Origin of the sequence: Streptomyces marincola, from assembly GCF_020410765.1 — a bacterium.
In the GTDB taxonomy this organism is placed as follows: Bacteria; Actinomycetota; Actinomycetes; order Streptomycetales; family Streptomycetaceae; genus Streptomyces; species Streptomyces marincola.
Window position 1 is genome coordinate 3,099,384 of the sequence record NZ_CP084541.1, and the last position, 26,331, is coordinate 3,125,714.

At 75.2% G+C, this 26,331-nt stretch carries 18 protein-coding genes; 1 reads left to right on the forward strand and 17 read right to left on the reverse strand.

Annotated elements, in window-relative coordinates:
* Positions 1–234: 234 nt before the first annotated feature.
* The 4 genes from LC193_RS13215 to LC193_RS13230 form a co-directional block, all read right to left on the reverse strand.
* Entirely contained in the window at positions 235–2,151 is a 1,917-nt protein-coding gene (locus LC193_RS13215) for an AfsR/SARP family transcriptional regulator (protein ID WP_226074257.1), read from the reverse strand.
* A gap of 244 nt (positions 2,152–2,395) precedes the next feature.
* On the reverse strand, positions 2,396–3,937 hold the full coding sequence (locus tag LC193_RS13220; RefSeq protein WP_226074260.1) for an FAD-dependent oxidoreductase: 1,542 nt from the start codon (positions 3,935–3,937) through the stop codon (positions 2,396–2,398).
* A gap of 150 nt (positions 3,938–4,087) precedes the next feature.
* Complete coding sequence (locus LC193_RS13225; protein WP_226074261.1) at positions 4,088–5,296, reverse strand: MFS transporter; 1,209 nt, start codon at positions 5,294–5,296, stop codon at positions 4,088–4,090.
* Positions 5,297–5,534: 238 nt separating this feature from the next.
* On the reverse strand, positions 5,535–5,987 hold the full coding sequence (locus LC193_RS13230; protein ID WP_226074262.1) for a carboxymuconolactone decarboxylase family protein: 453 nt from the start codon (positions 5,985–5,987) through the stop codon (positions 5,535–5,537).
* Between the two features lie 283 nt (positions 5,988–6,270).
* On the opposite strand from LC193_RS13230, the gene pdxR reads away from it, so the two are divergent.
* Positions 6,271–7,644, forward strand: coding sequence for a MocR-like pyridoxine biosynthesis transcription factor PdxR (gene pdxR, locus LC193_RS13235; protein WP_404819536.1), 1,374 nt, complete (start codon positions 6,271–6,273; stop codon positions 7,642–7,644).
* 191 nt (positions 7,645–7,835) lie between these two features.
* On the opposite strand, the gene LC193_RS13240 is transcribed toward pdxR, so the two are convergent.
* From LC193_RS13240 to LC193_RS13300, 13 genes are all read right to left on the reverse strand, one after another.
* A complete protein-coding gene (locus LC193_RS13240; protein WP_226074265.1) occupies positions 7,836–9,401 on the reverse strand; it encodes an FAD-dependent monooxygenase in 1,566 nt (521 codons plus the stop codon).
* A gap of 28 nt (positions 9,402–9,429) precedes the next feature.
* Positions 9,430–11,007, reverse strand: a complete 1,578-nt coding sequence (locus LC193_RS13245) for a class I adenylate-forming enzyme family protein (RefSeq protein ID WP_226074266.1) — start codon at positions 11,005–11,007, stop codon at positions 9,430–9,432.
* Between the two features lie 61 nt (positions 11,008–11,068).
* Positions 11,069–13,030, reverse strand: coding sequence for an anthranilate synthase family protein (locus tag LC193_RS13250; protein WP_318842152.1), 1,962 nt, complete (start codon positions 13,028–13,030; stop codon positions 11,069–11,071).
* A complete protein-coding gene (locus LC193_RS13255; RefSeq protein WP_226074267.1) occupies positions 13,027–13,650 on the reverse strand; it encodes an isochorismatase family protein in 624 nt (207 codons plus the stop codon). The genes LC193_RS13250 and LC193_RS13255 overlap by 4 nt, the downstream gene beginning before the upstream one ends.
* A gap of 72 nt (positions 13,651–13,722) precedes the next feature.
* Positions 13,723–14,493, reverse strand: a complete 771-nt coding sequence (locus LC193_RS13260) for a 2,3-dihydro-2,3-dihydroxybenzoate dehydrogenase (protein ID WP_226074268.1) — start codon at positions 14,491–14,493, stop codon at positions 13,723–13,725.
* A 103-nt stretch (positions 14,494–14,596) separates the two neighbouring features.
* Positions 14,597–15,772 carry a 3-deoxy-7-phosphoheptulonate synthase gene (locus tag LC193_RS13265; protein ID WP_226074269.1) on the reverse strand — a complete coding sequence of 392 codons (1,176 nt, stop codon included), beginning with the start codon at positions 15,770–15,772 and terminating at the stop codon, positions 14,597–14,599.
* A 145-nt stretch (positions 15,773–15,917) separates the two neighbouring features.
* Positions 15,918–16,547, reverse strand: a complete 630-nt coding sequence (locus LC193_RS13270) for an NAD(P)H-dependent oxidoreductase (protein WP_226074271.1) — start codon at positions 16,545–16,547, stop codon at positions 15,918–15,920.
* 196 nt (positions 16,548–16,743) lie between these two features.
* Entirely contained in the window at positions 16,744–17,955 is a 1,212-nt protein-coding gene (locus LC193_RS13275) for an IS701 family transposase (protein ID WP_226074274.1), read from the reverse strand.
* A gap of 382 nt (positions 17,956–18,337) precedes the next feature.
* Complete coding sequence (locus LC193_RS13280) at positions 18,338–19,549, reverse strand: NAD(P)/FAD-dependent oxidoreductase (RefSeq protein ID WP_226074276.1); 1,212 nt, start codon at positions 19,547–19,549, stop codon at positions 18,338–18,340.
* Positions 19,550–19,739: 190 nt separating this feature from the next.
* Positions 19,740–21,149 (reverse strand): FAD-dependent oxidoreductase, encoded by a 1,410-nt coding sequence (locus LC193_RS13285; protein ID WP_226074278.1) that lies wholly within the window; start codon positions 21,147–21,149, stop codon positions 19,740–19,742.
* Entirely contained in the window at positions 21,146–23,290 is a 2,145-nt protein-coding gene (locus tag LC193_RS13290; protein ID WP_226074280.1) for a molybdopterin oxidoreductase family protein, read from the reverse strand. The genes LC193_RS13285 and LC193_RS13290 overlap by 4 nt, the downstream gene beginning before the upstream one ends.
* Positions 23,280–24,662 carry a nitrate/nitrite transporter gene (locus LC193_RS13295; RefSeq protein WP_226074282.1) on the reverse strand — a complete coding sequence of 461 codons (1,383 nt, stop codon included), beginning with the start codon at positions 24,660–24,662 and terminating at the stop codon, positions 23,280–23,282. The genes LC193_RS13290 and LC193_RS13295 overlap by 11 nt, the downstream gene beginning before the upstream one ends.
* An 80-nt stretch (positions 24,663–24,742) precedes the next feature.
* The gene (locus LC193_RS13300) at positions 24,743–26,305 is read right to left on the reverse strand and encodes a class I adenylate-forming enzyme family protein (protein WP_226074285.1); all 1,563 of its coding nucleotides are present in this window, start codon (positions 26,303–26,305) and stop codon (positions 24,743–24,745) included.
* Positions 26,306–26,331: the final 26 nt, after the last annotated feature.

Consider the following 26,331-nt stretch of genomic DNA (forward strand, 5'->3'; position numbering starts at 1 on the left):
CCTGGCGGACCTGGCCGGACCCGGCCAACCGGCCACCCGGGCGCGTCCGTTGAAGCCGGCCAATCCGGCCGGGACGCGCTCCGGGCGATCCAGCCGACACCGGCCAACCGGCCGCCCGGGCCGTCCCAACCAACCGAACCCGGCGCCCCGGCCCAAGCGGGCCCGCCCGGCCAACCGGCCGCCCGACCCCGGCGCCCAACCAGCCGCCCGCCCGGGTCAGGCGCCCGAGCGGGGTCAGGCGCCCCGCAGGGCGCTGCGCAGCGGCGCGAGCCGGCGCACCGGCCGGGCGCGCGCGCTGTAGCGCAGCATCATGTCCCGGCCCGCGGGGGCGGGTTCCGACCGCTGCTCCGGCGCGCCGAGGGCGAGCGCGAGGCGGAACAGCGGCGCGACACGCAGCACGTGGCGGCCGTCCCGGGGAAGCGGCGTGAGCATGTGGCAGTCGGCCAGCAGCTCGACCGAGCGTTCGATCGAGCCGGCCGAGCGGTGCAGGCGGCGGGCCAGGTAGGCCACGGTGACGTCCGTCTCCTCCGTCCTGCTCAGCTCCGTCAGCACCTCGCGCGCGCCGCGCGGCAGCCGGGCGGCCGACTGGATCAGGTAGCGGCGGACGTTCAGGTGCGGGCTGCTCAGCTCCTCAAGCCGCTGCCGCTCGTCGTCGAGCCGCGCGGCGAAGTCCGCGAGGCCGCGGCTCGGCCAGGCGGCGATCCGGCTGCCGACGGCCCGGATCGCGGCCGGCATCCCCTCGCACCGGGCCGCGACGGCCGCCGCGGCCTCGGGTTCGCGGCCCGCGCGCTCGGCGCCCACCACCCGGGTCAGCAGCCGCAGCGCCTCGGGCTGCGGCATCGGCCCGAGCTCCACGGGGGTCACCGCGCCGGGCAGTTCGGCGAACCGGCAGCGCGAGGTCACGATCACGACGTTGTCGGCGCCCGCAGGCAGCAGCGGCAGCACCTGGTCGCTGCCCGCCGCGTCGTCGAGCAGCAGCAGGAAGCGCCGGGCCGCGGCCCAGCCGCGGAACATCGCCGCCAGGTCGTCGGCCCGGTGCGGCAGGGAGCGCCGGTCGAACCCGGCGGCCGTCAGCAGCCCTTCGAGCGTCTCCGCCGGGTGCCGCGCGGCGCCGTCCTCGCCGTGCAGGCGCACGCCGAGCTGGCCGTCGGGGAAGTCCCCCTGGAGGCGGTGCGCCACCTGGAGCGCGACCTCGGTCTTGCCCACCCCCGGGCCGCCCGTGACCGTCACGATGCGCACCCCGGACGAGGAGCCGACGCCCCGCACCGCGCGTTCGACCCGGTCTATCTCACCGCGGCGCCCGACGAAGTCGCGCAGCGCAGGCGGTAGTTGGAACGGCGCCGCGGCCGGGCGCGCGGGGCGTGCGCGCGGGCCCGCGGGGGCTTCCGCGCGCCGTTCCTCCCCGGTCAGCGCCCCCCGCTGGAGCCGTTGCAGCCGCTCCGACGGTTCGAGGCCGAGCTGTTCCACCATGGCCCGGTGCAGCCGGGCGTAGGCGGCGAGCGCCTCGCCGCGCTGGCCGCAGCGTTCGGCCGCCATCATGAGCTGGGCGCAGAACTCCTCGTGCAGCGGGTGCGCGTAGGTGAGGTCCCTGATCTCCTCAAGCAGCGAGTGGTGCAGGCCCCGCGCGAGGTCGGCGGCGATGCGCTGCTCCAGGGCGCGCAGCCGCAGGTTCTCCAGCTTGGCGGCCTGGGCGGCCAGGACGGGCCCCATCTCCACGTCTTCGAGCGCGGCGCCGCGCCACAGTTCGAGGCCGCGCCGCAGCGCCTCCGCTCCGTCGCTCGCCTGGCCGCGCCCCAGCGCCTCGCGCCCCTGGCGCAGGGACTCCTGGAACTCGCTCAGATCCAGCCGGCCGCCGCCGAGCGAGAGCCGGTAGCCGTGCGCGTGCCGCTCCACCGGGCCCGGGTCCCGGGCCGAACCGCCGTCGTCGCTGAGCAGCTTGCGTAACTGGTAGATGTAGGTCTGGACGGTCTTGCGCGCCCGCATGGGCGGGTGCTCCCCCCACAGCTCGTCGATCAGCAGTTCGGTGGGGGCCACGCGGTCCACGTGCGTCAGGAGCACGGCGAGCACCCGGCGGGCCATGGGCGCGCTCGGCGTTCTCAGCTGTCCGTTGACGCGGATCTCCATCGGCCCCAGCAGGGCAGACTGCAACATGGCAACGTCCTTATCGGTCATGGGCTCCGGTTACCGACGACGCGACGCGGTCCGCGGGTTCCGCGGACGGGCACGCGCCGCACGGTGGCGGACCCTCGCCGTGCGCGCGGCCGTTGACGGGCGCTGCCCCGGTCGCGCACGGCTCGTGGCTGGTGCCTTGCCGTTCAAGGAGGACGGGCGCCCGGCACGGGCCCTTGGGGGGCCGGGGCCCGGTGCCGGGTGCCCGTCGGGTCACGCGTTCCGCTCAGTCGTCCGCGCGCGGGGAGAGCGCGTGCCGGAACACGCCGCGCGGGTCCCACTTCGCCTTGATCTCGCGCAGCCGCGCGGCGTTGCCCAGGTAGTACAGGTCCTCCCACGGCACGCCCGAGGTGTTCCACTCGGGGTCGGCCATGTCCGTGTCGGGGAAGTTGATGTAGCAGCCCTCGTGGTCATCGCCCGGCACCGGCACGCCGCCGCTCTTGGCGTACAGGTCGCGGAAGAGGCGCCGCATCCAGTCCACGCCGGCGGCGTCGTCGGCCGCGTCCTGCCAGGTGTTCATGAGGAACACCTGGATCACGGAGCCGCGCTGGGCGGACGCGGTGGCGTCGGGGGCCACCGCGTTGACGCGCCCGCCGTAGGACTGGAGCGCCACCAGGCTCGTGTCGTGGCCGTGGTCGCCGCTGTCGAGGTAGTCGTACAGCGTGTCGGCCTCGGCCTCGTCGTAACCGCGCCGCAGGAACGCCGACTTGACCTTCTGCCTGCCGATCTCCGCGTCCTGGGACTGGGCCAGCGCCTGCTTGGCGTCCAGCCAGGGCAGCACCTCGGCGGGCAGCACGGCAGGGAAGTCGCCGAGCCCCGCCGTGAGGTGGGCGATGTAGTCGTCCAGAAGCCGCGCGGCGTCGGGGCGTTCGCCGTCGACGTGCGCGAAGCCGACGGCGCCCATCGAGGCGTCGCCGCCCTCGCGGGGCCTGCCGAGCAGGACGAGGCCCCCGAACAGGGAGGCGCCGGCGGAGTCGGGCGCGCTGTTCGCCTCGTGCCAGCTGCCGTAGTTGGCGACCAGGGTGCGGAACGCGGCGCGGTCCAGGGCGTCGCGGTTGAACAGGACGGTGCCGGCGAGCATGGTGGCCGGCGGCCGGGGCAGCGCCGTGCGGGGGTCGTCGCCCGTGGCGCCGGGGGAGCGGAACCAGTAGCGGGTGACGACGCCGAAGTTGCCGCCCCCGCCGCCGGTGTGGGCCCACCACAGGTCGTGGTGGGGGTCCTCGGGGTCGCGGGTGGCGACCACGGCGCGCACCTCGCCCGAGGCGTCGACCACGACGACCTCGACGGCCAGCAGGTGGTCGGCCGCCATGCCCTCGGCGCGGCTGAGCGAGCCGAAGCCGCCGCCCGCGACGTGCCCGCCGAGGCCGACGGTCGCGCTGTCGCCCGCCGGTATGGTCACGCCCCAGCCCTCGTACAGGGTGCGGTAGACGTCGGCGAGCCGGGCGCCGGGTTCGACGGCGAACGCCTTGCGCTCCGCGTCGAACGACACCTCGCGCAGTTCGCCGAGGTCGACGACGACCCGCACGGCCGGGTCGCCGGCCACGTTCTCGTAGCCGTGGCCGCCGCTGCGCACGGCGATCCGCCGGCCGTTCGCGACCGCGTCGCGCACCACGCGCACGACGTCCTCGGTCGAGGTGACGACGTGGAAGACCTCGGGCGTGGCGGTGAACCGCTTGTTGAGCCCGCGCACGGACAGGTCCTGGTAGGCGGTGTCGCCCGGGTGGACCGCGCCGGTGACGCGGGCCGGGGTGGCGGCGTTGTCGGTCATGACGTTCCCTTGTCGGTTCGTGTCCGGAGTTTTCCGGTTGCGGACGGTCGAGTCGGAGCGCGCGGGGGCGCGCGAGGGCGTACCTGGGGGTGTGCGGGCGTGCGGGGGCGGGCGACGCGGGAAGGGGTCGCGCGTCGCCCGCCCGGCGCGTCATCCGGCGGCGGCCGGCGCCTTCGCGCCGCGGTCCCGGCCGACGACGAACAGCGTGAGGATGGCGAGCCCGGCGCCGATCCACAGCACGCTCTCGGTGGCGATGCCGTCGACCGCGAGGCCGCCGAACAGCGCGCCCAGGGCGATGGACAGGTTGAACATCGAGACGTACAGCGAGGACGCGGCCTCGGTGGCGTCGGGCGCGGCGTCCAGGATCCACGACTGGAAGGTGACCGGCACGGCGCCGTAGCCCAGGCCCCACACGACCAGGATCAGGCTCGCGGTGAGGGTGCTGCCCCCGACCAGCGCGAGCAGCACCATCGCGACGGTGATGAGCACGGCGATGCCCATGACGGTCTGCCGCAGCCGCTTGGCGATCAGCGCGCCCGCGATGAAGTTGCCGCAGATGCCCGCGACGCCGAACACCAGGAGCAGCACGCCGATCATGCTGTCGTCGACGCCGTCGTCCTGGAGGATGGGCCGCACGAAGGTGTAGGCGACGAAGTGGCCGGTGATGACGAGGAACGTCATCGTGATGCCGATGCGCACCCCGGCGTTCCCCTTGAACACCTTCGGCAGGTCGCCGAAGGTGATGGTCCGCTCGGCCGGGACCTTCGGCATGAGGAAGAGGATGCACGCGAGCGAGGTGAGGCCGAGCACGCCCACGACGCCGAACGCGGTGCGCCACCCGCTGAGGTCGCCGATGAACGTGCCGAGCGGCACACCGAAGACGGACGCCGTCTCGACGCCGCCGAAGATGACCGCGGTGGCGCGCGGGACGTGCTTCTCCGGCACCAGGCGCAGGGCGATGCCGCCGGCGATGGACCAGAAGCCGCCGACGCTGATGCCGACGAGGAAGCGGGCGAGGAGCACGACGGCGAAGCTGGTCGCGAAGGCTGAGGCGAGGTTCGCGGCGCCCACCAGGCCGATCAGGACGGCCAGCACGATGCGGCGGTCGATGTGCCCGGTGGCCACGGTGACCACGGGCGCCGAGACCGCGGCGACCAGTCCTGGCACGGTCACCATCAGGCCCGCGGTGCCCTCCGACACGTCGAGGTCGGAGCCGACCGGGGTGAGCAGGCCGACGGGCAGGAGTTCCGAGGTCATCAGGGAGAAGATCCCCAGCGTCACCGCGGCGACGGCGAGCCAGCCCTTGACGGGTGAACGGCCGCTGTCGGCGGTGGGCGCCGGGGTGTCGAGGCTGGTCACGGTGTGTCAGTCCTTCGTGAGGAGACATGCGGGGACGTGGGGGGCCACCGGCCGCCGGGGAACAGGCGGCGGGGAACGGGCGCCGGGGGAACAGGCGCCGGGGGGAACGGGCGGCGCGCGGCCGGGCGGGTGCGGGCGCGGGCGCGGGCGCGGGCGGGTGGAACGTGCCGCGGGCGGCGGTCTCCGGGGGTCGACCGCCGCCCGCGAGCCGGGGTGCCGGCGTGGAGCGGCCGCGCCGTTACTCGGTGCCGGGGGTCTTGCGCGTGGTCACGTTCATGCGGTTCCACGCGTTGGTGGTGAAGATCAGGGCGATGAGCTGGGCCAGTTCCTTCTCGCCGAAGTGCTTGGCCGCCTCGTCGTAGACGTCGTCGTGCACGCCCTGGGGCAGCAGGGTGACGGCCTCGGTGAGGGCCAGGGCCGCGCGCTCGGCCTCGGTGAAGAGGCTGGACTCCTCCCAGGCCGAGAGCTGGTAGATGCGCTCCTCGGTCTCGCCGGCCTTGCGGGCGTCGGAGGTGTGGTAGTCGATGCAGTAGGCGCACCGGTTGATCTGGCTGGCGCGGATCTGCACCAGTTCGAGGAGGACGGGGTCGAGTCCGTCGCGCGCGGCGGCGTCGAGGGCGAGGACGGCCTTGAACACCTTGGGGGCGACGGCCGAGAAGTTCATGCGCTCGGGCACCTGGAACGTAGTCATGCAGCGAGCCTAGAAAGGGAAACGACCAGGAGTAGGGTGCATTGCCATGGCAGAAACGTGGGTCAATACCCCTGCTCCGTCACGGCGGTTACCGCACCGGCCACCCGCGTCCGCACCCCCGGGCGACGCGCCCCCCGCCACCGGGGGAAGCGCCGCCGGGACACACGCAGCCGCAGCCCGGGACAAGAGTGCGGGGCGGGGGGCCGGGGTGCCGCGCGAGGGGGCGGACGGCCAGGACCTGCACCTGGAGCTGACCGGGACGGGCAGCCTGCGGACGCAGATCATGGACGCGCTCAGGGACGCCATCCGCTCCGGCCGCCTCGCCCCCGGCACGCGGCTGCCGCCCTACCGCGGCCTCGCGCGCGACCTCGGCATCGCGCGCAACACCGTCGCCGGCGCCTACGCGGAACTCGTCGAGGAGGGCTGGCTCTCCGCCCGGCAGGGCTCGGGCACCAGGGTCGCGCGCCGTGCCGAGCCCGCGCGCGCGGAGCCCGCGCGCCGCCCGCAGGGCCCTTCGCGCCGCCGCATCGTGCACGACCTGCTGCCGAGTTCCCCGGACGCGGCGGCGTTCCCGCGTGCCGCGTGGCTCACCTCCGTCCGCAGGGCCATGGCCGCCGCGCCCAACGACGCGTTCGGCGTGGGCGATCCGCGCGGCAGGGCGGAACTGCGCGGCACGCTCGCGGAGTACCTGGCGCGCGCCAGGGGCGTGCGCACCGCGCCCGACCGCATCGTCATCTGCTCGGGCTTCGCGCACGGGCTGCGGCTGCTCGCCCGCGTGCTCGACGGCCGGGTCGCGGTGGAGTCCTACGGCCTCGACTACCACCGCGCGCTGCTGCACGAGGCGGGCCTGGCCACCGTTCCGCTGCCGGTCGACGCGGCGGGGGCGCGCGTCGACGAGCTGCCCTGCACCCGCGCGCGGGCGGCCCTGCTCACGCCCGCGCACCAGTTCCCCACCGGCGGGCCGCTGCACCCCGGGCGCAGGGCGGCGGTCATCGACTGGGCCCGCTCGCACGGCGGGCTGCTGGTGGAGGACGACTACGACGGCGAGTTCAGGTACGACAGGCAGCCGGTGGGCGCGGTGCAGGGCCTCGACCCCGAGCGCGTGGTGTACATCGGGTCGATCAGCAAGAGCCTGTCCCCCGCGCTGCGGCTGGGCTGGATGGTGCTGCCGGGCCGCCTCGTCGACGAGATCCTCGCGGCCAAGGGGCCGCGCGAGATCTGGTCGAGCGTCGTGGACCAGCTCACGCTCGCGGACTTCATCGCGTGCGGCGCCTACGACCAGCATCTGCGCCGCATGCGGCGGCACTACCGGCGGCGGCGCGACGTGCTGGTGGGCACGCTCGCGGAACGCGCGCCGCACATCCGGGTCGGCGGCATCGCGGCGGGCCTGCACGCCGTTCTCGAACTGCCGGACGGCACCGAGGACGCGGCGCTCCGCGCGGCCAAGCGGCAGGGGCTCGCCCTCGACGGGCTCGGCCCCTACCGGCACCCCGACAGCACCATGCCGCGGCGCGAAGGGCTGGTCATCGGCTACGGAACGCCGCCCGACCACGCGTTCTCCGCGGCGCTCGACGCGCTCTGCCTCGCGCTGCCGGAACCGCCGCAGGGCGAGGCGCGGGCCATGACCCGGCTGCGGCGGGAACCCGCCGCGGGGTGATCCGGCGGCGGCGGCCGACCGCCGGGTCCCCACGCGCGGGCCGCGCCCGAGCCCCGGCGGCGGCCCGGGACCGTTCCGTGGCGGCCCGGGACCGTTCCGTGGCGGCCGAACGGGCCCGCCCGGGGCGCGTTCCGCCGGCCTCCGGCGCGGTGCCCGGCCCGCCGGGCGGGCCGGGCACCGGCGCCCCGCGGTCACCCGGGCCCGGGCAGCAGCGCGAGGCCGAGTTCCCGTTCGAGGCGGTCGAGGTCCCCGGCGTGCCCGTGCGCGGCGATGTGCCCGTCCGGGCGCAGCAGGTAGTAGCCGGCGCTGCCGCACACGCCCCCGCCCGTCTCGCCGACGAGGCCGCGCCACAGGACCCTCAGCCGCGGCCGGCGTTCGACGACGTGGCCCACCTCGGTCAGCCACCCGCCGTCGCCCTCCGGCGGGCGCAGCAGCAGCGTCCACGCCGCGGGGTCGGCCGCGGGGCCCGCCGCGCCGAGCCGCAGCGCGGCCCGGCGCGGGAACACCGCGCCCGGCGCCGGTACGCCGGGCAGCCGGCCGCGCGCGCGGCAGCGGCGGCTCGCCGGGAGCTGGCTGTCCCGTTCGACGGCGTAGGCGAGCCGGCGGCCCGCCATCACCGGCGCGTAGAGCCGGTCGGCCGCGCCCGACCGGTCGAGCAGCGCGAACGCCGTGTCGCGCATGGTGACGCGCGCCGGTGTGCGGGCGGTGAGCGCCCGCGTGTGCAGGTCCGTGTCGCGGACGATGCGGCGCGTGGCCTCGGCGCGTTCCGTGCCGTAGCTGTCGAGCAGCGCGGCCGGGGAGTGGCCGTGCAGCACGGCGGCCAGCTTCCAGGCCAGGTTGTGGGCGTCCTGGAGGCCGTTGTTCATGCCCTGCCCGCCCGCCGGGCTGTGCACGTGGGCGGCGTCGCCCGCGAGGAACACCCGGCCGCGCCTGAACTCGGTGGCGCGGCGCGCGTGCACCCGGAACGTCGTCTCCCACACCGGCTCGGTGATCCGCACGCCCCGCGGGCCGCGCGTGTCGATGATCTCCTGCATCGCGGCCCGCGACATCTCGCCGCCGCCCGGCAGCAGCGACAGGAAGCGGAAGACGCCGTCCGGCTGCGGCACGACCACGAGCGTGCCCGCGCGGCTCTGGTAGTAGGCGATCTCGTCGGCCGGCAGCCGGCCCTCGATCCGCGTGTCGACCAGGCCGAACGCCATCTCGTACGTCGTGCCCTCGAAGCCCGTGCCGAGCTGGCCGCGCACCGCGCTGCCCGCGCCGTCGGCGCCGACGACGAACGGGACGGCGAACCGTTCCACCGCGCCGTCGGCCCGTTCCAGCACGGCGGTCACCGTGCCGCCGGGTTCGACGCGGCCCGAGAAGTCCACGTCGTCGAGGCACAGCAGCCGCACCTCGCGCTCGACCTTCCCGCCCAGCTCGTGCAGCCGCTCGGTCAGGAGGCGTTCCGTCTCGTACTGCGGCAGCTGGCGCGCGGCCAGGTCGTCCGTAAAGGTGAGCGAGGCCACCGGCCTGCGGTCGGAGAAGTACCGGAACGCGCGCACCGGCACCGACACGCGCCGCACCTCGTCCCCGATCCCCAGGTCCGTGAGGATGTCGCGCACCCGCGGCCACACGGACAGCGCCTTGGGCACCGCGGTCGGCCGCGCGGCGCGGTCGACGACGCGGACGCGCACCCCGCGCCGCAGCAGTTCGCACGCGGCGAGCAGCCCCGTGGGGCCGCCCCCCACGATCAGGACGTCGGCGTCGCCCCCGGTCATCGGCGCCGCCCCCGTCCGCGCGCCGCCGTCACGACGGCTGCCGAACGGCGCGGCGGCGCAGCCGAGCGGTGAGTTCGATGCGCTGCACCTTCATGGTGGCGGTGCGCGGCAGTTCCTCAAGCTTCATCTGGACCGGCTCGGCCAGCTGCGGCCACTGCGCGGTCGCCGCCGCCCAGCGCGCCCGGTCGAGCGGCACGTCGTCGCGGGTGCACAGCACCGGGACCGCGGTGTCCTCGGGGCCCGGGACGACGACGAGTTCGGTCAGCTCGTCCATCCGGCCGAGCACGGTGTCCTCGATCTCCAGCGTGGAGTGGATGCCGGGGATCGCGTCCACCTCGCGGTCCAGCAGGTGCAGGCAGCCCTCGTCGGTGCGGTAGCCGAGGTCCATGCCGCGCCACCAGCCGCCGTGCACCTGGGCGTCGTAGCGTTCGCGCTCGCCGAAGTAGCCGAGCGCCCGGCCGGCGGCCTGCACGTCGATGTAGCCGGGGTTCTCGCGCGTCACCTCCTTGCCGTTGCGGCTGGTCAGGCGGAACTTGGTGTCGCCGGGGAACGCGTACCCCTGGCAGCGCCCGTCGGCGCCCTGCGCGGTCCGCCGGGTGAACGCGCGGCCGACCAGCGGTCCCGTCTCGCTCTGCCCGTAGATCTGGTAGAAGACCGGGGAGCTGCGCCGGGTGGCGTGCAGCAGCTTGTGCATGGTGCTCGGGTGGATCGCGTCGAACGTGGTGCTGAAGTACTTGACGTTCGCGAGCGGTTCGAGCGGGTGGTCGGCCAGCGCCTCCCACTCCATGAAGGAGTTGGGGTGCGACTCGATGAACCCGGGCTTGTGCTCGGCCCACAGCTCGGCGGCCCGCTGCGGGTCCGCGTCGTTCATGACGAGGAACCTGTGGTTGCGCGGCATCAGCACCGCGAGCGCCAGCGGCATCCTGGAGTGCACGTAGGAGACGTGCAGCGCCACGGTCTCGTGCTCGCGGATCATGTCGAACAGCTTCGCCTGCGGCCGGTAGCGGCCGTGCAGGGTGCGGGCGGAGTGCACCACGAGCTTGGGCAGCCCCGTGGTGCCGGAGGTGTGCGTCATCAGCGCGGGCAGGTCGAGGTGCGGCACCACGGGCTCCTGCCGGGGGGCGCCGGCGAGGTCGGCGAGCGACACCGTGCCGGGCCGCGTTCCCGCGACGAGGAGGACGCCGGCGGTGATGTCGCGCAACGGAGCGCCGTCCAGCGACCCGTCGAGCTTGGCGGTGTCCGTGATCAGGTGGGCCCCGCCGAGCCGGCGCAGCAGCGCGACCACGCTGTCCCCGTCGAGCGCCGGGGACAGCTGGACCGGGACCGCGCCGATACGCGCGACGGCGCAAGAAATGATATTGATGTCGAGCCCGTTGGACTTGTGAATGGCCACGTGCTCGCTGCGCCGAATTCCCGCCGCGTGCAGCCGGGCCGCCGTGTCGTCCACGAATTCCGCGAACTGCGCGTAGGTGATCCGGCGGCCGGCGTCAGGGAAGAGATCGAGGTCGTGGTCGAGGAGGATGAGCTGGTCACCGTACTCGGCGGCGGCCCGTTCCGCCACGAGACCCATATACAGGCCCTTGTCGCTCGACTGCACAGGAAGCATGGCTTCGTCCCCTCAGGTCGTTCTCCGAAAAACAGCGGTCGGCGTCTCTGGTACGCAATGCTCAGGGAAGGCGGACGGGGAGAGAAGGGCCCTCCGCCTTTTCCGTCACTTCCGAAGCGACGGGCTCTTTTTCCGTCAGGTCGCCGCCCGGGAAACCCGCGAGCAGGGACCCGAAGATCCTGATGCCGTCCTGGGTGAGCACGGACTCGGGGTGGAACTGCACGGAGGCGAACCCGGGTCCGCGCAGCGCGTGCACCTCGCCGCCGGCGGGGTCGCGGCTCACCTCGACGGTGCCGAGTCCCGGCACGTCCGCGCGCGAGGCGTCGGCGCGGGCGGCGAACGTGTTGTAGAAGCCGACCCTCTTGCGCACGCCGAACAGGTCGATCTCCCGCTGCCTGCCCTGGTTGGGCACCTCGCGGCGGACCAGGGGGAACCCGAGTTCGCGCGCCAGCACCTGGTGGCTCAGGCACACGGCGAGGAACGGCCGCCTTGCCGCGAGCAGGTGCAGGATCGTGCCGCGCAGGTGGGCGATCTTGGGGTGCGCGACGTCGCGCGGGTCGCCTGGCCCCGGGCCCATGACGACCAGGTCGTACCCGTCCGGGTCGTAGGGCTCGTCGAAGCGGCGGACCGTCACGGTCGGTCCCAGCGACCGCAGTTGGTGGCCGATCATGGAGGTGAAGGTGTCCTCGGCGTCCACGACCAGCACGCGCGTGCCGGACAGGGCGGGCTGCGGCCTGGCCCTGGCCGCCGCGTCGGCCAGCCAGAACTCCGCGATCGTGTCGTTGCGGCGCGTCAGCGCGGACCGCACCTCGGGGTGGTCCGCGAACCGGGCCGGCCCGTCCGCGCGCAGGGCGGCGATCAGCCCGGCGGCCTTCGCGCGGGTCTCGGCCACCTCGGAGTCCGGGTCGGAGTGGCGCACGAGCGTGGCGCCGACGCCGATCCGCACCCGGCCCGCCGCGTCGATGTCGGCGGTGCGGATGAGGATCGCGGAGTCCAGCTCGCGGGCGCCCGCGTCGTCCCGTCCGATGAGCGCGACGACGCCGCTGTAGTACCCGCGGCCCTCGGGCTCGTAGCGGCTGATCACCCGGGCCGCGCTCTCCAGCGGGCTGCCGGTCACGGTCGGCGCGAACAGCGTCTCCCGCAGCACCTCGCGCGGGTCGCGGTCCGTGCGGCCCTCGATGAAGTACTCGGTGTGCGCCAGGCGCGCCATCTCCTTCAGGTGCGGCCCCGTGACCCGGCCGCCGTCCTCGCAGACGCGGGCCATCATCTTCAGCTCCTCGTCGACGACCATGTACAGCTCGTCGGCCTCCTTGCGGTCGGCGAGGAACGCCATCACCTCGGGCAGCGTCGGGCCCGTCGGCGGGTAGCGGTACGTGCCGCTGATGGGGTTCATCACCGCCGTGCCGCCGCGCACGCTGATGTGCCGCTCCGGGCTCGCGCCCACGAACGTGCGCTCCCCCGTGTGCACCACGAACGTCCAGTAGCCGCCCGTCTCCTGCTCGACCAGCCGCCGGAACAGCGTGAGCGCGCTGCGCGGCCCGAAGTCCTCGATCCGCGCCGTGAACGACCGCTTGATCACGAAGTTGGCGCCCACGCCCTGCCCGATCTCGTCCGCGATCACGCGGCGCACGATGTCCGCGTACGCCGCGTCGTCCACGTCGAACGCGCCGCCGCCGAGCCGGATCGGCTCGTTCCCGATCGCCTCAAGGGCCTCGGAGACGGGCACCGTGTCCTCCTCGGCCACGGTGAGCGCGATGAGCGGCGCGCCGTCGTCCGGGGCGGCGAACCCGCGCTCCGCGAGCTGCCGGAACGGCACGAGCACGAGCGTGTCGCGGCGCGGCCCGTGCGCGCGCAGCGGCACGTCCGCGAGCGTGGCCGGCGTGGAGACCTCACCGATCAGCACGTCGAGCACGCCGGGGCCGTTCGCCTCGGGTCGGTGCAGCAGGGCGAAGGGCGGCGGCGTGGGCCCGAGGACGGCGGCCAGCGGTCCCGGGCGCGGCGCCGCGCGGCCCGCGGCGGTCACGCGCACACCTCCGCGGCCGTGGTGACGACGGCGCAGCGGCGCGCGGCGTAGTCGAGGGTCATCCGGTGGTCCTCGGCCGAGAAGTCGGCCACGGCGTCCGCGACCAGGAACGTCTCGATGTCGTTGGTGAACGCCTCGACCGCCGTGGCCAGCACGCCGACGTGCCCGTAGACGCCGCAGATCACCAGCTGGTCCCGGCCGTGCTCGCGCATGCGGGCCAGCAGGTCGGTGCGGAAGAACGCGCTGTAGCGCCACTTGGTGAACACCCAGTCGTCCGGCCGCGGCGCCACCGCCCGCACGACCTCGCGGTCCGCGGGCTCCCTGCGCATGCCGGGGCCCCAGAACGTCTTCAGCAGGCCGCGCTGCGTCTCCGTCATGTCGCCTGGTTGCGCCGTGTAGGCGACCGGGATGCCGGCCGCCGCGCAGCGGTCGCGCAACGAGGCGACGGTGTCGGTGAGTTCGGCCCGCAGCGCGGCGGGCAGCGGCGCGAGGAAGTAGCGCTGCATGTCGTGGACGAGCAGCACGGCGCGCGCCGGGTCCACGACCCAGGGGGCCGGGCCCGCGGGCAGGTCCCGCCGGGTCGGCATCGGGTACGGCTCGATGGTCGGGATACCGGCCATGACGTCCTCTCGTTGCGGTGGCTTTCGTTGCGGTGGCTCTCGGCGCGGTGGTGGGAGCGGCCGGGGCGCGGGTCAGCGGCCGAGCGCGGCGCCGCCGTCGACGGTGAGGCTGTGCAGGGTGATGTGGGACGCCCGGTCGGAGAGCAGGAAGACGACGGCGTCCGCGATGTCGGAGGGGCGGGCGATCTTCGCGAGCGGGATGCCCACCTTGAACGACTCGGGCCGGCCCTCGATCGTGCGCGCGCGGCCGGAATCGTCCGCCCACATGCCGCTGAGCATGGGCGTGTCCGTGCTGCCCGGCGCGACGACGTTGCACCGGATGCCGTACCTGGCGACCTCAAGCCCCAGGCTCTGCGTGAACATCGTCGCCGCGGCCTTCGAGGCCGCGTAGGCGGCCATCTCGGTGCGCGGCGTGCCCGCGGCGTTCGACGCGACGGTCACGACACTGCCGCGCCCGCGCGCCCGCATGTGGCGCACCACGGCGCGCGAGACGTGGAACACGCCTGTGGTGTTGACGGCGAACGTGGCGTTCCAGTCCTCGTCCGTGAGGCCGATGGCCTCCCCGAGCCGCAGCACGCCCGCGGCGTTCACCAAGTGCTCGACGGGGCCGAGGCGTTCCTCGACCTCCGCGACCGTGCGTTCCACGAGGTCGCTGCGCGTGACGTCGGTGGGGAACGCGGTCGCGGCGAGCCCCTCCGCGGTCAGCTTGCCGACGACGTCGTCGAGCGGTTCCGCGTCGCGGTCGACGGCCGCCACGACGGCGCCGCGTTCCGCGAGTGCGCGGGCGACGGCGCTGCCGATGCCTCCGGCCGCTCCTGTGACGAGGGCGATGGTGTTCTCCATGCTGCGCGAGCCTCCATCCGTTCGGTACCGGTCAGTGCGGGCAGTGGGGCGGGCAGTGGGGGAGGTGCGGGCCGGCCGGGCCGGCCCCGGGCGGGGCGGCGCGTCAGCGGCTCCACGCCGCGATGACGGAAGCCGCCTGGTCCGGCGTGAGCCGCGGGTCGCAGAAGGTCGTGGAGACGGAGCCGGCCTCGTCGACCGCGGACTCGTCCGCGACGCACTCGGTGACCGCGTCCGGCGTGGTCTCCAGGTGCAGCCCGCCGGCGACGCCGCCGGCGGCCGTCACCGCGCGGTGGAACGCGGCGACCTCGCGGGCCACGGTCGCGACGAACCGGGTCTTGATGCCGCCGCGCACGCTCACGGTGTTGCCGTGCATCGGGTCGGTCAGCCAGATCACCGGGTGCCCGGCCTCGCGCACGGCCGCCACCAGGGGCGGCAGCGCGTCCGCGACGCGGTCGGCGCCCATGCGCGAGATGAGGGTCAGCCGGCCCGGCTCGCGGCGCGGGTCGAGCCGCCGGCACAGCGCGAGCAGTTCATCGGGCTCCATGCTGGGCCCGACCTTGCAGGCGACCGGGTTGGCGACGCCGGCGAGCAGCGACACGTGCGCGCCGTCCACCTGCCGGGTGCGTTCCCCGATCCACGGCCAGTGCGTCGAGGTCAGCAGCAGGCCCCCGTCGCCGCCGCGGCGCAGCATGGGCACCTCGTAGTCGAGCAGCAGCGCCTCGTGGCTGGTCCACACGCGCGGGTCGAAGCCGTCGGCGGCGGCCCCGCCCGGCTGCCAGCCGAGGTGGCGCATGACCTCCCTGGCGGCCATGTACCCGGTGAGCATCCGCAGCGGGTCGGGGCGCCTGCTGTCCGCGTCCGGCCGGGGGTCGTTGATCATGTGCCCCCGGTAGACGGGCAGTTCGACACCGGCGACGGTCTCGGTCGGCTTCGACCGGGGTTTGGCGTACTGGCCCGCGATGCGGCCGACCCGCAGCACGGGGCGCGCGGTGATCAGCCTGAGGGCACCGGCCAGCAGGTCGAGGACGGCGGCCTTGCGGGCGACGTGCTCGGCCGTGCACTCCTCCGGGTCCTCGGCGCAGTCGCCGGCCTGGACCACGAGCGCCTCGCCGGCGGCGACCCGGGCGAGCCGCGCGCGCAGGGCGCGCACGTCGTCGCGGGCCACCAGCGGGTCCCTGGCGCGCAGTTCCTTCCTGACCCACCGCACGCGCGCGGGGTCCTCCCAGTCCGGCTGGTGCGGCGCGGACCTGGGCGGGATGTCGAGCAGGGTGTTCTCCACGGGTGCCTCCGGGAAGCTCAGCGGGGGGCGGCGGTGCCCCGCCGCGGTGGCGTGCGGCGCCGGGCCGTGCGGCGGGGAGCCGGCGGCGGGGTGCGTGCGGCGGGGAGCCGGCGGCGGGGTGCGGGCGGCGGGCCCTGGCACCCGGTCACCCGGCGCGCAGGCCCCGGCCGAGCGCGGCGGCGATCTCCACGGTGCGGCGGGCCTGGTACTCGACGGCGGACAGGTTGTCGTCGTCGACGTTGCCGGCCTCGTTGCGCGAGACACTGCTGACGCCGTACGGGTTGCCGTTCGTCGGGGCCAGCTGCACCGGGTCGGCGACACCGGGCGGGACGATGATCGAACCCCAATGGTAGAACGCGTTGTTGAGCGCCAGGATCGTGCTCTCCTGGCCGCCGTGCAGGGTCGCGGTGGAGGTGAAGGACGACATCACCTTGTTGACCAGGCCGCGCCGCATGTGCAGGGGCAGCGTCTGGTCGATGAACTGCTTGAGGGAGGCCGCGGGCAGCCCGTAGCGCCCCGGGGTGCCCCACAGGACCGCGTCGGCCCAGTCGAGGTCGTCGAGCGTGGCCTCCTCGATGTCCTGGACGGACGCGAGGTGCCGTTCCCACGCCTCGTTCCACTGGTCGTTGCCCGGCACGACGGTCTCGGTCGTCAGTTCCGCGGTCCTGCGCAGCCGCACCTCCGCGCCCGCCTTCTCGGCCGCTGCCGCCGCCGCGACGGCGAGCTTGTGCACGTTCCCCTGCGACGAGTAGTAGATGACGGCGACGTTGGTCATGTCCTGGGACTCCCTCGGCGATCGGCTCGGATGGCCCGATCCTGTGCGGCGGCGCGCGGCGGGCCAACGCCCGCCGGGGCCATCCGTCAACTGGCCGGATCAGTACGTCAGGTCGGGCGCCGGGGTCCGTCAGGTCCGGCCGGACCGCCCGGCCGGACCCGAGGGACCCGCCCGGGCCGAACGCCCCCGGCGCGGCTCAGATCACCGCGTGCAGGAGCGAGCGGTGCGGGGCGCCGCTCAGCACCGCGACGGCGTGCGCGGCCGAGGCGAGGGTGGCGTGCCGGTGCCAGCCGGCGTAGGAGCGGCCGGAGAAGTCGCGGATGCCGACCTGGTCGGCGACCTCGGACAGGTCGCGCTCGACCCGCCGGGCCAGCCTGACCAGCCGCAGCAGCTCGCCCGCGCCCGTGGTGTTCAGGTCGGTCAGCCACAACTCGGCCGGCCAGTGGCCGCGTTCCGCGACGCCGATCAGCTGCATGCCCTCGGCGGGCCCGACGCGCCTCCCGTCGGCCGAGAGCGCGGTCTGCACGGCGACCACGGGGCAGGCGGCGCCAGGGAGTTCGCCGGGGCCGCGGCCCGGGTGCCGCAGGTGCCAGACCATCGACATGATCTGCTGCGCCGTCATGCTCGCGCCCCGACGCGGGAACGCGGCCTCCTCGACCGTGAGCCTGAGCCCGCCGTCCACGCGCAGCAGCATCGGCGTGTCCACCGCGCGCAGCCGCTGGACGACCGCGGCGACGTCCGCCTCCCTGGCGTCCATCACCACCGGCCTGATCGGCAGGCGGTACCACTTGACCATTTCCAGGTACGCCTTGACCGAACACTGGCCGAGACTTTCCGGGACCGCGGATTCGGGAATGGCCGCCTGGCGGCGCCGCTTGCGGTCCGCCAGCCACTTCTGCGGCAGCAGCAGCCGCCAGTTCAGCGGGCTGCTCCAGTCCGGCGCCGCGGCCCAGACGCCGACCGCCTGCTGCGCGTTGACCACTTGGCCGAGGGCGGGGACGAAGCGCCGTTCGACGCCGACCGAGGTGTCACCCGCCTTGGGAATGGTCAGCGGGTTGACGACGTACGCCTGCGGCCTGGCGACGTGTTCCACGTGCTGCGCCAGGGCCCTGCGCACCGGCGCCCAGTCCCACGTCGAGCTGGTGATGAAGTGATGTAAACTTTGCTCGGCGGCATCACCGCCGAACAACGTGGCGATGTTCCTGATGGACTTGCGACCCTGCACCTCCAGCAGGCCGCGCACGTAGCACATGGCCTTGGTCCGCTGGTCCCGGCGGGGCATCGAGGAGAAGATCCGGGGCCCGACCTCCAGGAGCGCCGCGTCGTGCGCCCGTGGTCGGGGAGTTGGGGCCACGCGTTCCGTCACGTTCTCGAACAAGTCGCCGCGTTGCGGCGTCGCGCCCGTCATGAGCCTTCCCCCTTGGTGACTGAGCCCCACGCGGAGGCCCCTTCGTGTGGTCGGTCGCCGTGCGGGCCAGGGCAACGATCCGGCCATCGCACGCCATGCCGGACCTTCACACGCGGCGGTCAAGAGCAGGACAAGGATCGGCCTATCCCCAGGCCAGCCGGTCTTTCCCGAACGTGCCACCGACCGCGACGGGCACGATCGGAGCACGGGCGAAACACCGGAGTCTCACAGGGGAAACACAGACGGTCGCGAATCAGTCATCGGATCACCCGATTCGGGCGGCCGCGTGCTGGAAACGGGCAGGCGCGGGACGCCGGGCACGCCGTGCGGCGTTCACCCGGCGGCGGCGTTCACCCGGCGGGTGTTCACCCGGCGGACGCGTTCACTCGGCGGCGGCGAGCAACCGCTCCGGCGCGTCGGGAAGTTCGCGGCCGAGGAGCGCGCGCAGCGCCATGTAGCCGCGCGCGTCACCGGCCAGCACGCCGCCGCGCAGCGTGCGCCCGTCGGGACCGAGGACGAGCTTGGCGTAGGTGCCGGCCGCCCGGTCGTCCCGCACGAACTCGATGGCGCCCTCGGACGCGGCGTGCACGTCCCCGAAGCCCGCGACGTCGACGCCGAGCAGCTTGAGCTTCGCCGAGGTGTCCGCCCCGGGGAAGACCGCGGAACACACCCCGAGCAGCTGCCGCGCCGCGGTCTCCGCCATGCGGTAGCCGGGCGCGGCGAGGCCGTGGCAGCGGCCGAGCACCGCGGCGCACTCGCCCACGGCCCAGATCCGCTCGTCGGCCGTGCGGCAGCGTTCGTCGACCAGGAAGCCGCCGCGTTCGCCCCTGGCCAGCCCGGCGGGCCCGGCCAGTTCGTCGCGCGGTCGCACCCCCGCCGCGAACACCACGACGCGCGCGGGCAGGACCGCGCCGTCCGCCAGCGCCACCTCGCCCACCCGGCCGCCGGGGCCGGGCGCCACGTGCGCGACGCCGCGCCCGCAGTGCACGCGCACGCCGAGCCCGGCCACGAGCCGGCCGAGCAGCCGCCCCGCGCCCGCGTCCACCTGCGCCGGCATCAGGTGCGGCGCCGTCTCCACCACGTGCGGGCGCATGCCGAGCGAACGCAGCGCCTGCGCGGCCTCAAGGCCGAGCAGGCCACCGCCGACGACGACGCCGTCCGCGCCCGGCACGGCGGCGGCCCGCAGCGCGTCGAGGTCCTCGATCGTCCGGTACGTGAAGCAACCGGGCAGGTCCCGGCCGGGAACGGGCGGCACGAACGGCCGCGAGCCGGTGGCCAGAACCAGCGCGTCCCAGCCGATGACCGTGCCGTCCGCGCACGCCACGGTGCGCGCGGCGCGGTCGACGGACACGACGGCGGTTTCCAGCCGCAACTCCACCAGCGGATCGGACAGCAGCCCCGGCGCGGCGAGTTGGAGGTCGGCCGCGGATCGGCCGGCGAGATAGGAGGACAGCTCGACGCGATTGTACGCGGGCCGCGGTTCCTCCGCCGCCACCACGACGCGCCACCGGCCGGCCCGGTCGCCCGCCCTCAGCTCCTCGACGAACCGGTGCCCGGCCATCCCGTGACCGACCACGACAACGGTGCCTGCCATGCGGCGGGGCTCCTTCCACGACCTGCGGACGTTCGGACGTTCGGACGTTCGGGTGCTCTGGCGTCGGGCCTTCGGCGCGTGCGAGGCGGTCGAACGTGCGGAGCGTGCGGGGGGCTCGGCGCGGGCGGCGCGTTCCATGGCCGCCCGCGGCCGCCCGCGGCGGCGCGGGAGCCGCACGCGCGCGCCGCGCTCACGGCCGCGCCGCGGCCTCGCAGACGCGGCGCACCAGGCCCGCGCAACTGCCGCAGCCCGTTGTGGCGCGCGTCGCCGCGGCGACGGCGCGCAGGTCGCGCGCCCCGCGCCGCCACGCGTCCCCGACGGCCTTCTTGGTGACGTTGTTGCACTGGCACACCACCGCGTCGTCCGGCAGTTCGCCCGACCCGGCGTACTCCCCGTCCGTGCCGAGGAGCAGCGCGAGCCGGTCGCCCGGCACGGGCCGGCCCTCCCGGTACAGCCGGCCGACGGCCGCCGCCGCGTGCGGCAGGCCGAACAGCACGGCGGCGCGCAGCCGTTCGCCGCGCAGCACCAGCCGCCCGTACCGGCCACGCGCGGGGTCGGACAGCACGACGTGCTCGTCCCGTTCCTCGGCCCCGCGCCCGCCGCCGTCGCCGGCCGACGCGCCGGGCGGCCCGGCCACGAGCAGGTCGAGCCCCGGCAGCCGGGGCCGCACGACGTGCGGGGCCGGGCGCCAGGGCGGCGCGGGCCCGGGGCCCGTGTGCGTCAGCACCCGGGCCAGCGCGTCCGCCTGCTCAAGCGCGGCGTCGAGCGTGGCGCCGAGCGCGGCCGGGGAGCCGGGGTGCTCCGCGCAGTCGCCCACCGCGTACACGCGCGGGTCCGAGGTGCGCAGCCGGTCGTCGACGAGGACGCCGCGCCGCACCGCGAGCCCGGCCGCGCGGGCCAGCGCGGTGTCGGGCACGCCGCCCGCGCACAGCAGCAGCGTTCCGGCGGGCAGCAGCCTGCCGTCGTCGAGCACGGCCTTGCCCGGCTCGACCGCCGCGACCCGGCGCCCGGTCTCCGTGCCGACCCCGGCCGCTTCGAGCGCGGCGGCCAGCAGCGCGCCGGCGCGCGCGTCGAGCAGTCGGTGCATCGGGTGCGGGCCCGGGTGGACGAGCGTCACCTCGTGCCCGGCCCGGCCCAGCGCGTGGGCCGCCTCGACGCCGCGCAGCCCGCCGCCCGCCACGACGACCGGTTCGTCGGCCACCGGTCGCGCGTCGGCGAGGGTGCGCGCGGAGCGCACGCCGGGGGCCGACGCGCGCCCCGCGCCCGGCAGCGGCGGACGGACCGCGCGGGCGCCGGTGGCCAGCACCAGTACGTCGTAACGGTGTTCCTCGCCGGCCGCCGTCCGCACCACGCGCCGCCGCCGGTCGACCGCGGTCGCCGCGGCGCCCGTGCGCGGCAGCACGCCGGGCGGGGGCGGCGGCAGGCGCAGGGCGGCGGCAGGCAGGGTGCCGTCGAGGACGGAGAACAGCAGGGCACGCTGGTAGGCGGGTCCGGGTTCCGCGCCCAGCACGGTGATGCGCCCCTCGTGCCCGCGCTCGCGCAGCCGCTGGACCAGGCGGTGCGCCGCCGGGCCGTTTCCTATGACGGTCACCGCGGTCATGTCGTCCGCTCCCGCAGGGGCTCGATCGAGACGGCGCTCAGCTTGAACTCCGGCATGCCGCTGACCGGGTCGAGCGCGTCCCCGGTCAGCAGGTTGGCCCGTCCATCGCCCGCGAAGTGGAACGGCAGGAAGACGGTGTCCGCGCGCAGTCCCGGCACCAGCCGCACCCGGGCCACGGTGCTGCCGCGGGCGGAGGTGACGCGGGCGAGTCCGCCGTCGCGCAGCCCGTGCCGCGCGGCGGTGTCCGGGTGCACCTCGACGTGCGTCTCCGGCGCGGCGGCGAGCAGTTCCGGCACGCGGCGCGTCTGGGCCCCCGACTGGTACTGGGCCGGCACCCGGCCCGTCGTGGCGTACAGCGGGCGCTCGGCGCCCGGGGCCTCGGCGGCCTCGCGGTAATCGACGGCGCGGAACCTGGCCAGGCCGTCGGCGTGCGCGAACCGGTCGAGGAACACGCGGGGCGTTCCCGGGTGCCCGCCGCCCGGCACCTCGGGGCAGGGCCAGTACAGCGCCTCGCCCGCGTCGAGCCGTTCCCAGCTGATGCCCGCGTAGTCGGCGCGGCCACCGCTGGACGCGCGGCGCAGCTCGTCGAACACGGCGCGCGGCTCGGTGGGGAAGCGTTCCGCCGGCTGGCCGAGCCGGACCGCGAGCCCGTTGAGCACCTCAAGGTCGGTCCGCACGCCGCGCGGTGGGGCGAGCACGGGCCTGCGGCGCAGGACGCGGCCCTCCAGGCTGGTCATCGTGCCCTCCTCCTCGGCCCACTGGGCCACGGGCAGGACGACGTCGGCGAGTTCGGTCGTCTCCGAGGGCACGAAGTCGGCGACGACCAGCAGGTCGAGCGCGGCGAGCCGGCGCGCCACGCGGGCGGCGCGCGGCGCGGAGACGACGGGGTTGGAGCCGAGGACCAGCAGGGCGCGCGGGCCGCCCTCGGTACCGAGCGCGTCGAGCAGTTGGTAGGCGGCGCGCCCGGGGCCGGGGAGCGAGGCCGGGTCGACGCCCCACACGCCGGCCACGTGGGCGCGGGCCGCGGGGTCGCCGATCATGCGGTAGCCGGGCAACTGGTCGGCCTTCTGGCCGTGTTCACGGCCGCCCTGGCCGTTGCCCTGGCCGGTGAGGCAGCCGTAGCCGTTGCCGGGGCGGCCCGGCAGGCCGAGGGCGAGGGACAGGTTGATGAACGCGGAGACGGTGTCCGTTCCCTTGCTGTGCTGTTCCGCGCCGCGGCCGGTGAGCACGTAGGCGCGGTCGGCCTCGGCGAGCATGCGCACGGCGGCCCGCTGGTCGGCCGCGGGCACGCCGGTGACGCCCTCGACGCGTTCGGGCCACCAGGCGGCGGCCCGTTGCCACGCCGCCTCGAACCCCGTGGTGCGCGCGTCGAGGTAGGCGCGGTCCAGGTGGCCCTCGGTGACGGCGAGGTGCAGCAGGCCGAGGGCGAGCGCGAGGTCGGTGCCCGGCACCGGCTGGAGGTGGAGCGCCGCCTGCGCGGCGGTGCGGGTGCGGCGCGGGTCGACGACGATCAGCCGGGGTCCGGTCAGGTGCCGCATGATCGGGGGCATGGTCTCGGCCGGGTTCGCGCCGGCCAGCAGCACGACGCCTGCCGCGCCGAGGTCGCTCACCGGGAACGGCAGCCCGCGGTCGAGGCCGAACGCCGCGTTGCCCGCCGCCGCGGCCGACGACATGCAGAACCGGCCGTTGTAGTCGATCTGGCTGGTGCCGAGCGCGACCCTGGCGAACTTGCCGAGCGCGTACGCCTTTTCGTTGGTCAGTCCGCCGCCGCCGAACACGGCCGCGGAGTCGGGCCCGTGCTCGGCACGCAGCCGCGTCAGGCGAGCGGCGACCAGGTCGAGCGCGTCGTCCCAGGTCGCGGGGGCGAGCGTGCCGCTGGGACCGCGCACCAGCGGGGCGCGCAGCCGGTCGGGGACGGTGAGCAGCGCGGGGGCCGTCCAGCCCTTCTGGCACAACCCGCCCAGGTTCACGGGGAAGTCGGGCAGCGGCTGCGCGCTCACCCGGCCCGCGGCGTCGCGGGTGAGGCGGGTGCCGCACTGGAGCGCGCAGTAGGCGCAGTGCGTGTCCGCCGCGCCCGGCGCGCGTTCGCTGTGCGGGGCGCGTCCCTTCTCCGGGGCGCCCGGCGCGCGGTCAGCCGACATGGGAGGTGCGGGGCAGGGCCGGGCTGGGGGCGCCGCGCCGCGCGCGGGGCGTGCGCCGGTACACGGTGAGGAGCACGGCCGCGCACAGGGCGTAGAAGGCGAGGAAGGCGAAGAACGCGGCCTCGCCGCTGCCGGAAGGCCCCTGGTAGGCGCCCCGGAACGCGAGGTTGATCGCCACTCCGCCCAGGGCGCCGACGGCGCCCGCGATGCCGATGACCGCGCCGCTGACGCGCCTGGCCCGGTCGAAGGCCGCGCGGGCGTCGGCGCCCGAGGTGATCGCGCCCTCCGCCTCCCGCGCGAACACGGCGGGGATCATCTTGTACGTCGAGCCGTTGCCGACGCCGCTGAAGAGGAACAGCGCGGTGAACCCCCCGACGAACAGCCCGAACGAGCCCGCCCGCGAGGCGACGAGCAGCACGACGGTACCGGCGGCCAGGCCCGCGAAGGTCCACAGGGTGACGCGGGCGCCGCCCCACCGGTCGGCCAGCCGGCCGCCCACCGGCCGCGCGAGCGACCCGAGCAGCGGCCCGGCGAACGTGAACGAGGCCGCCTCAAGGGGCGTCGAGCCGAACTCGGTCTGGAGCACGAGCCCGAACGCGAAGCCGTATCCGATGAACGAGCCGAACGTGCCCACGTAGAGCAGCGAGATCCACCACGTGTGCCGGCTGCCCGCGGCCTCCCGCAGCGCGCCCGGCTCCGCGCGCACCGCGTCGACGTTGTCCATCCGCAGCGCGGCCAGCACGGACACCAGCACGATGAGCGGCAGGTAGACCCCGGCCACGTACGACGGGTGGGTGTCCCCCGCCGTCGCGATGACCAGCAGGCCGAGCAGCTGCACCACGGCCACGCCGAGGTTGCCGCCGCCCGCGTTCAGGCCGAGGGCCCACCCCTGCTGCCGTTGCGGATAGAAAGTGGTGATGTTGGTCATCGAGGAGGCGAAGTTGGCGCCGCCGACCCCGGCCGTCGCGCCGATGAGCAGGAACACCCACAGCGGGGTGCCGGGGCGCTGCACGAAGACGAACGCCAGCGACGCCGGCACGAGCAGCAGTGCCGAGGAGAACACCGTCCAGTCGCGCCCGCCGAACCTCGTCACCGCGTGGCTGTAGGGCAGCCGCAGCACCGCGCCCACCAGCGTGGGCGTCACCACGAGCAGGAACTTCTCCCCGGCGTCGAAGCCGAACCCGATCTCGGGCGACATGAACAGCACGAGGACCGACCACATGCTCCAGACGGAGAAGCCGACGTGCTCGGACAGGATGGACATCAGCAGGTTGCGGCGGGCGATCTTCTTGCCGGTGCGTTCCCAGAACTCCTCGTTCTCCGGGTCCCAGCCCTCGATCCACCGCCCGGACGCGGGCGGTCGGGTCCTCATGTCTGATCAGCCTCCAGTGCCGGCCGAGGGAATGGCCGCCGCGCCGGTGCGGCGGCACGTGCCCCGCCGGCCACGGTCCGTCACGTCGCCGAGCCGAGCAGGCGGGCCAGCTCAAGCCGCTTGATCTTCGTGGTGGCCGTCTGCGGCAGGTCGTCGAGCCGCCACTGCACGGGCTCGGCCATCGGGGGCAGCCCGGCGACGGCCGCCTGCCAGGCGACCGGGTCGAGCGGCTTGTCCTCGCGCGTGCACACCACGGGGACCGGCGTGCCGTCCGCGCCCGGCACGATGATGACCTCGACGAGTTCGGGAACGCGCGTGAACAGCTTGTCCTCGATCTCCAGCGTGCTGCGGATGCCGGGGATCTCGTCGACCTCGCGGTCCAGCAGGTGCAGGCAGCCCTTCCTGGTCCTGAAGCCGACGTCGCCCATGCGCCACCAGCCCTCGTTGACCTGCTTCTCCCAGCGCTGGTGCTCGCCGAGGTAGCTGACGATGCGGCCGTCGCTGCGCACCTCGATGAAGCCGGGGTTCTCGCGCGTGGGCGGGTTGCCGTCGCGGCTGACCACGCGCACGCCGGTCATGCCGGGGAACGGCACGCCCACGCAGCGCCCGTTGAAGTCCGCGCCGTCCTTGAGCGAGTACGTGCGCGCGGCGATCGGCCCGACCTCGCTCTGCCCGTAGGCCTGCGCGAAGCGGCGGCCCTTGCGGCGCGAGGCCCGCAGCAGCCGGTTCACGGTGCGCGGGTGGATGGCGTCGAAGGTGCTGGAGAAGTACTTCACGTTGGCCAGCGGGCCGCGCGGGTCGTCCGCGAGCACCTCCCAGCGCAGGAACGTGTTCGGGTGGGCCTCGATGAACCCGGGCGGCACCTGCGCGAACAGGTCGGCCACCGGCGCCGGGTCGTCGTCGCGCAGCACGATCAGCGGGTGGCCCTGGAGGATCGCGATGGGCATCGCCGTGAACATGCGCGAGTGCACGAACGACACGTGCACCGCGAGCGGTTCGCTGCGGCGGACCGCGGCCGACACGACGGCCGCCTGCGGCCGGTAGCGCGCCTGGAACGTGGTGCCCGTGTGCACGGCGAGCTTCGGGGTGCCCGTGGTGCCCGAGGTGTGCGTGACCAGCGTCGGGTGGTCGGGCGGCATGCTCACCGCGGGCACCCTCGGCGCGCCGGCCAGGGAGGCGATCGAGATCGTCCCGGCGTGCTCGCCCGAGGCGAGCAGCACCCGCCGCGACAGCTCAAGCACCTCGGCGGGCAGCGCGTTCTCCAGCTTGGCCGCGTCGGTCACCAGGAACGGCCGCCCCACCCGGCGCAGCAGCTCCGCGACGGTCGCGCCGTCGAGCTTGGGCGACAGCAGCACCGGGATCGCGCCGATCCGCGCGGCCACGCACGCCAGCAGGGTGATGTCGAACCCGTCGCTCTTGTGCACCACCACGTGGTCGCCCGGGCGGACGCCGACCGACCACAGCCGGGAGGCGAGGTCGTCGATGAGCCCGGCCAGTTCCGTCAGCGTCGTGCGCCGGCCGAGTGCGGGGGCCAGGTCGAGGTCGTGGTCGAGGATCACGACGCCCGCGGGGTGCCTGGCCGCCGCCCGGTCGAACAACGTACCCAGGCGAATTCCCTTGTTTCCTATGCGCTGGAGCAACACGTAACCGCTCTCCCGTCCGTGAAGAG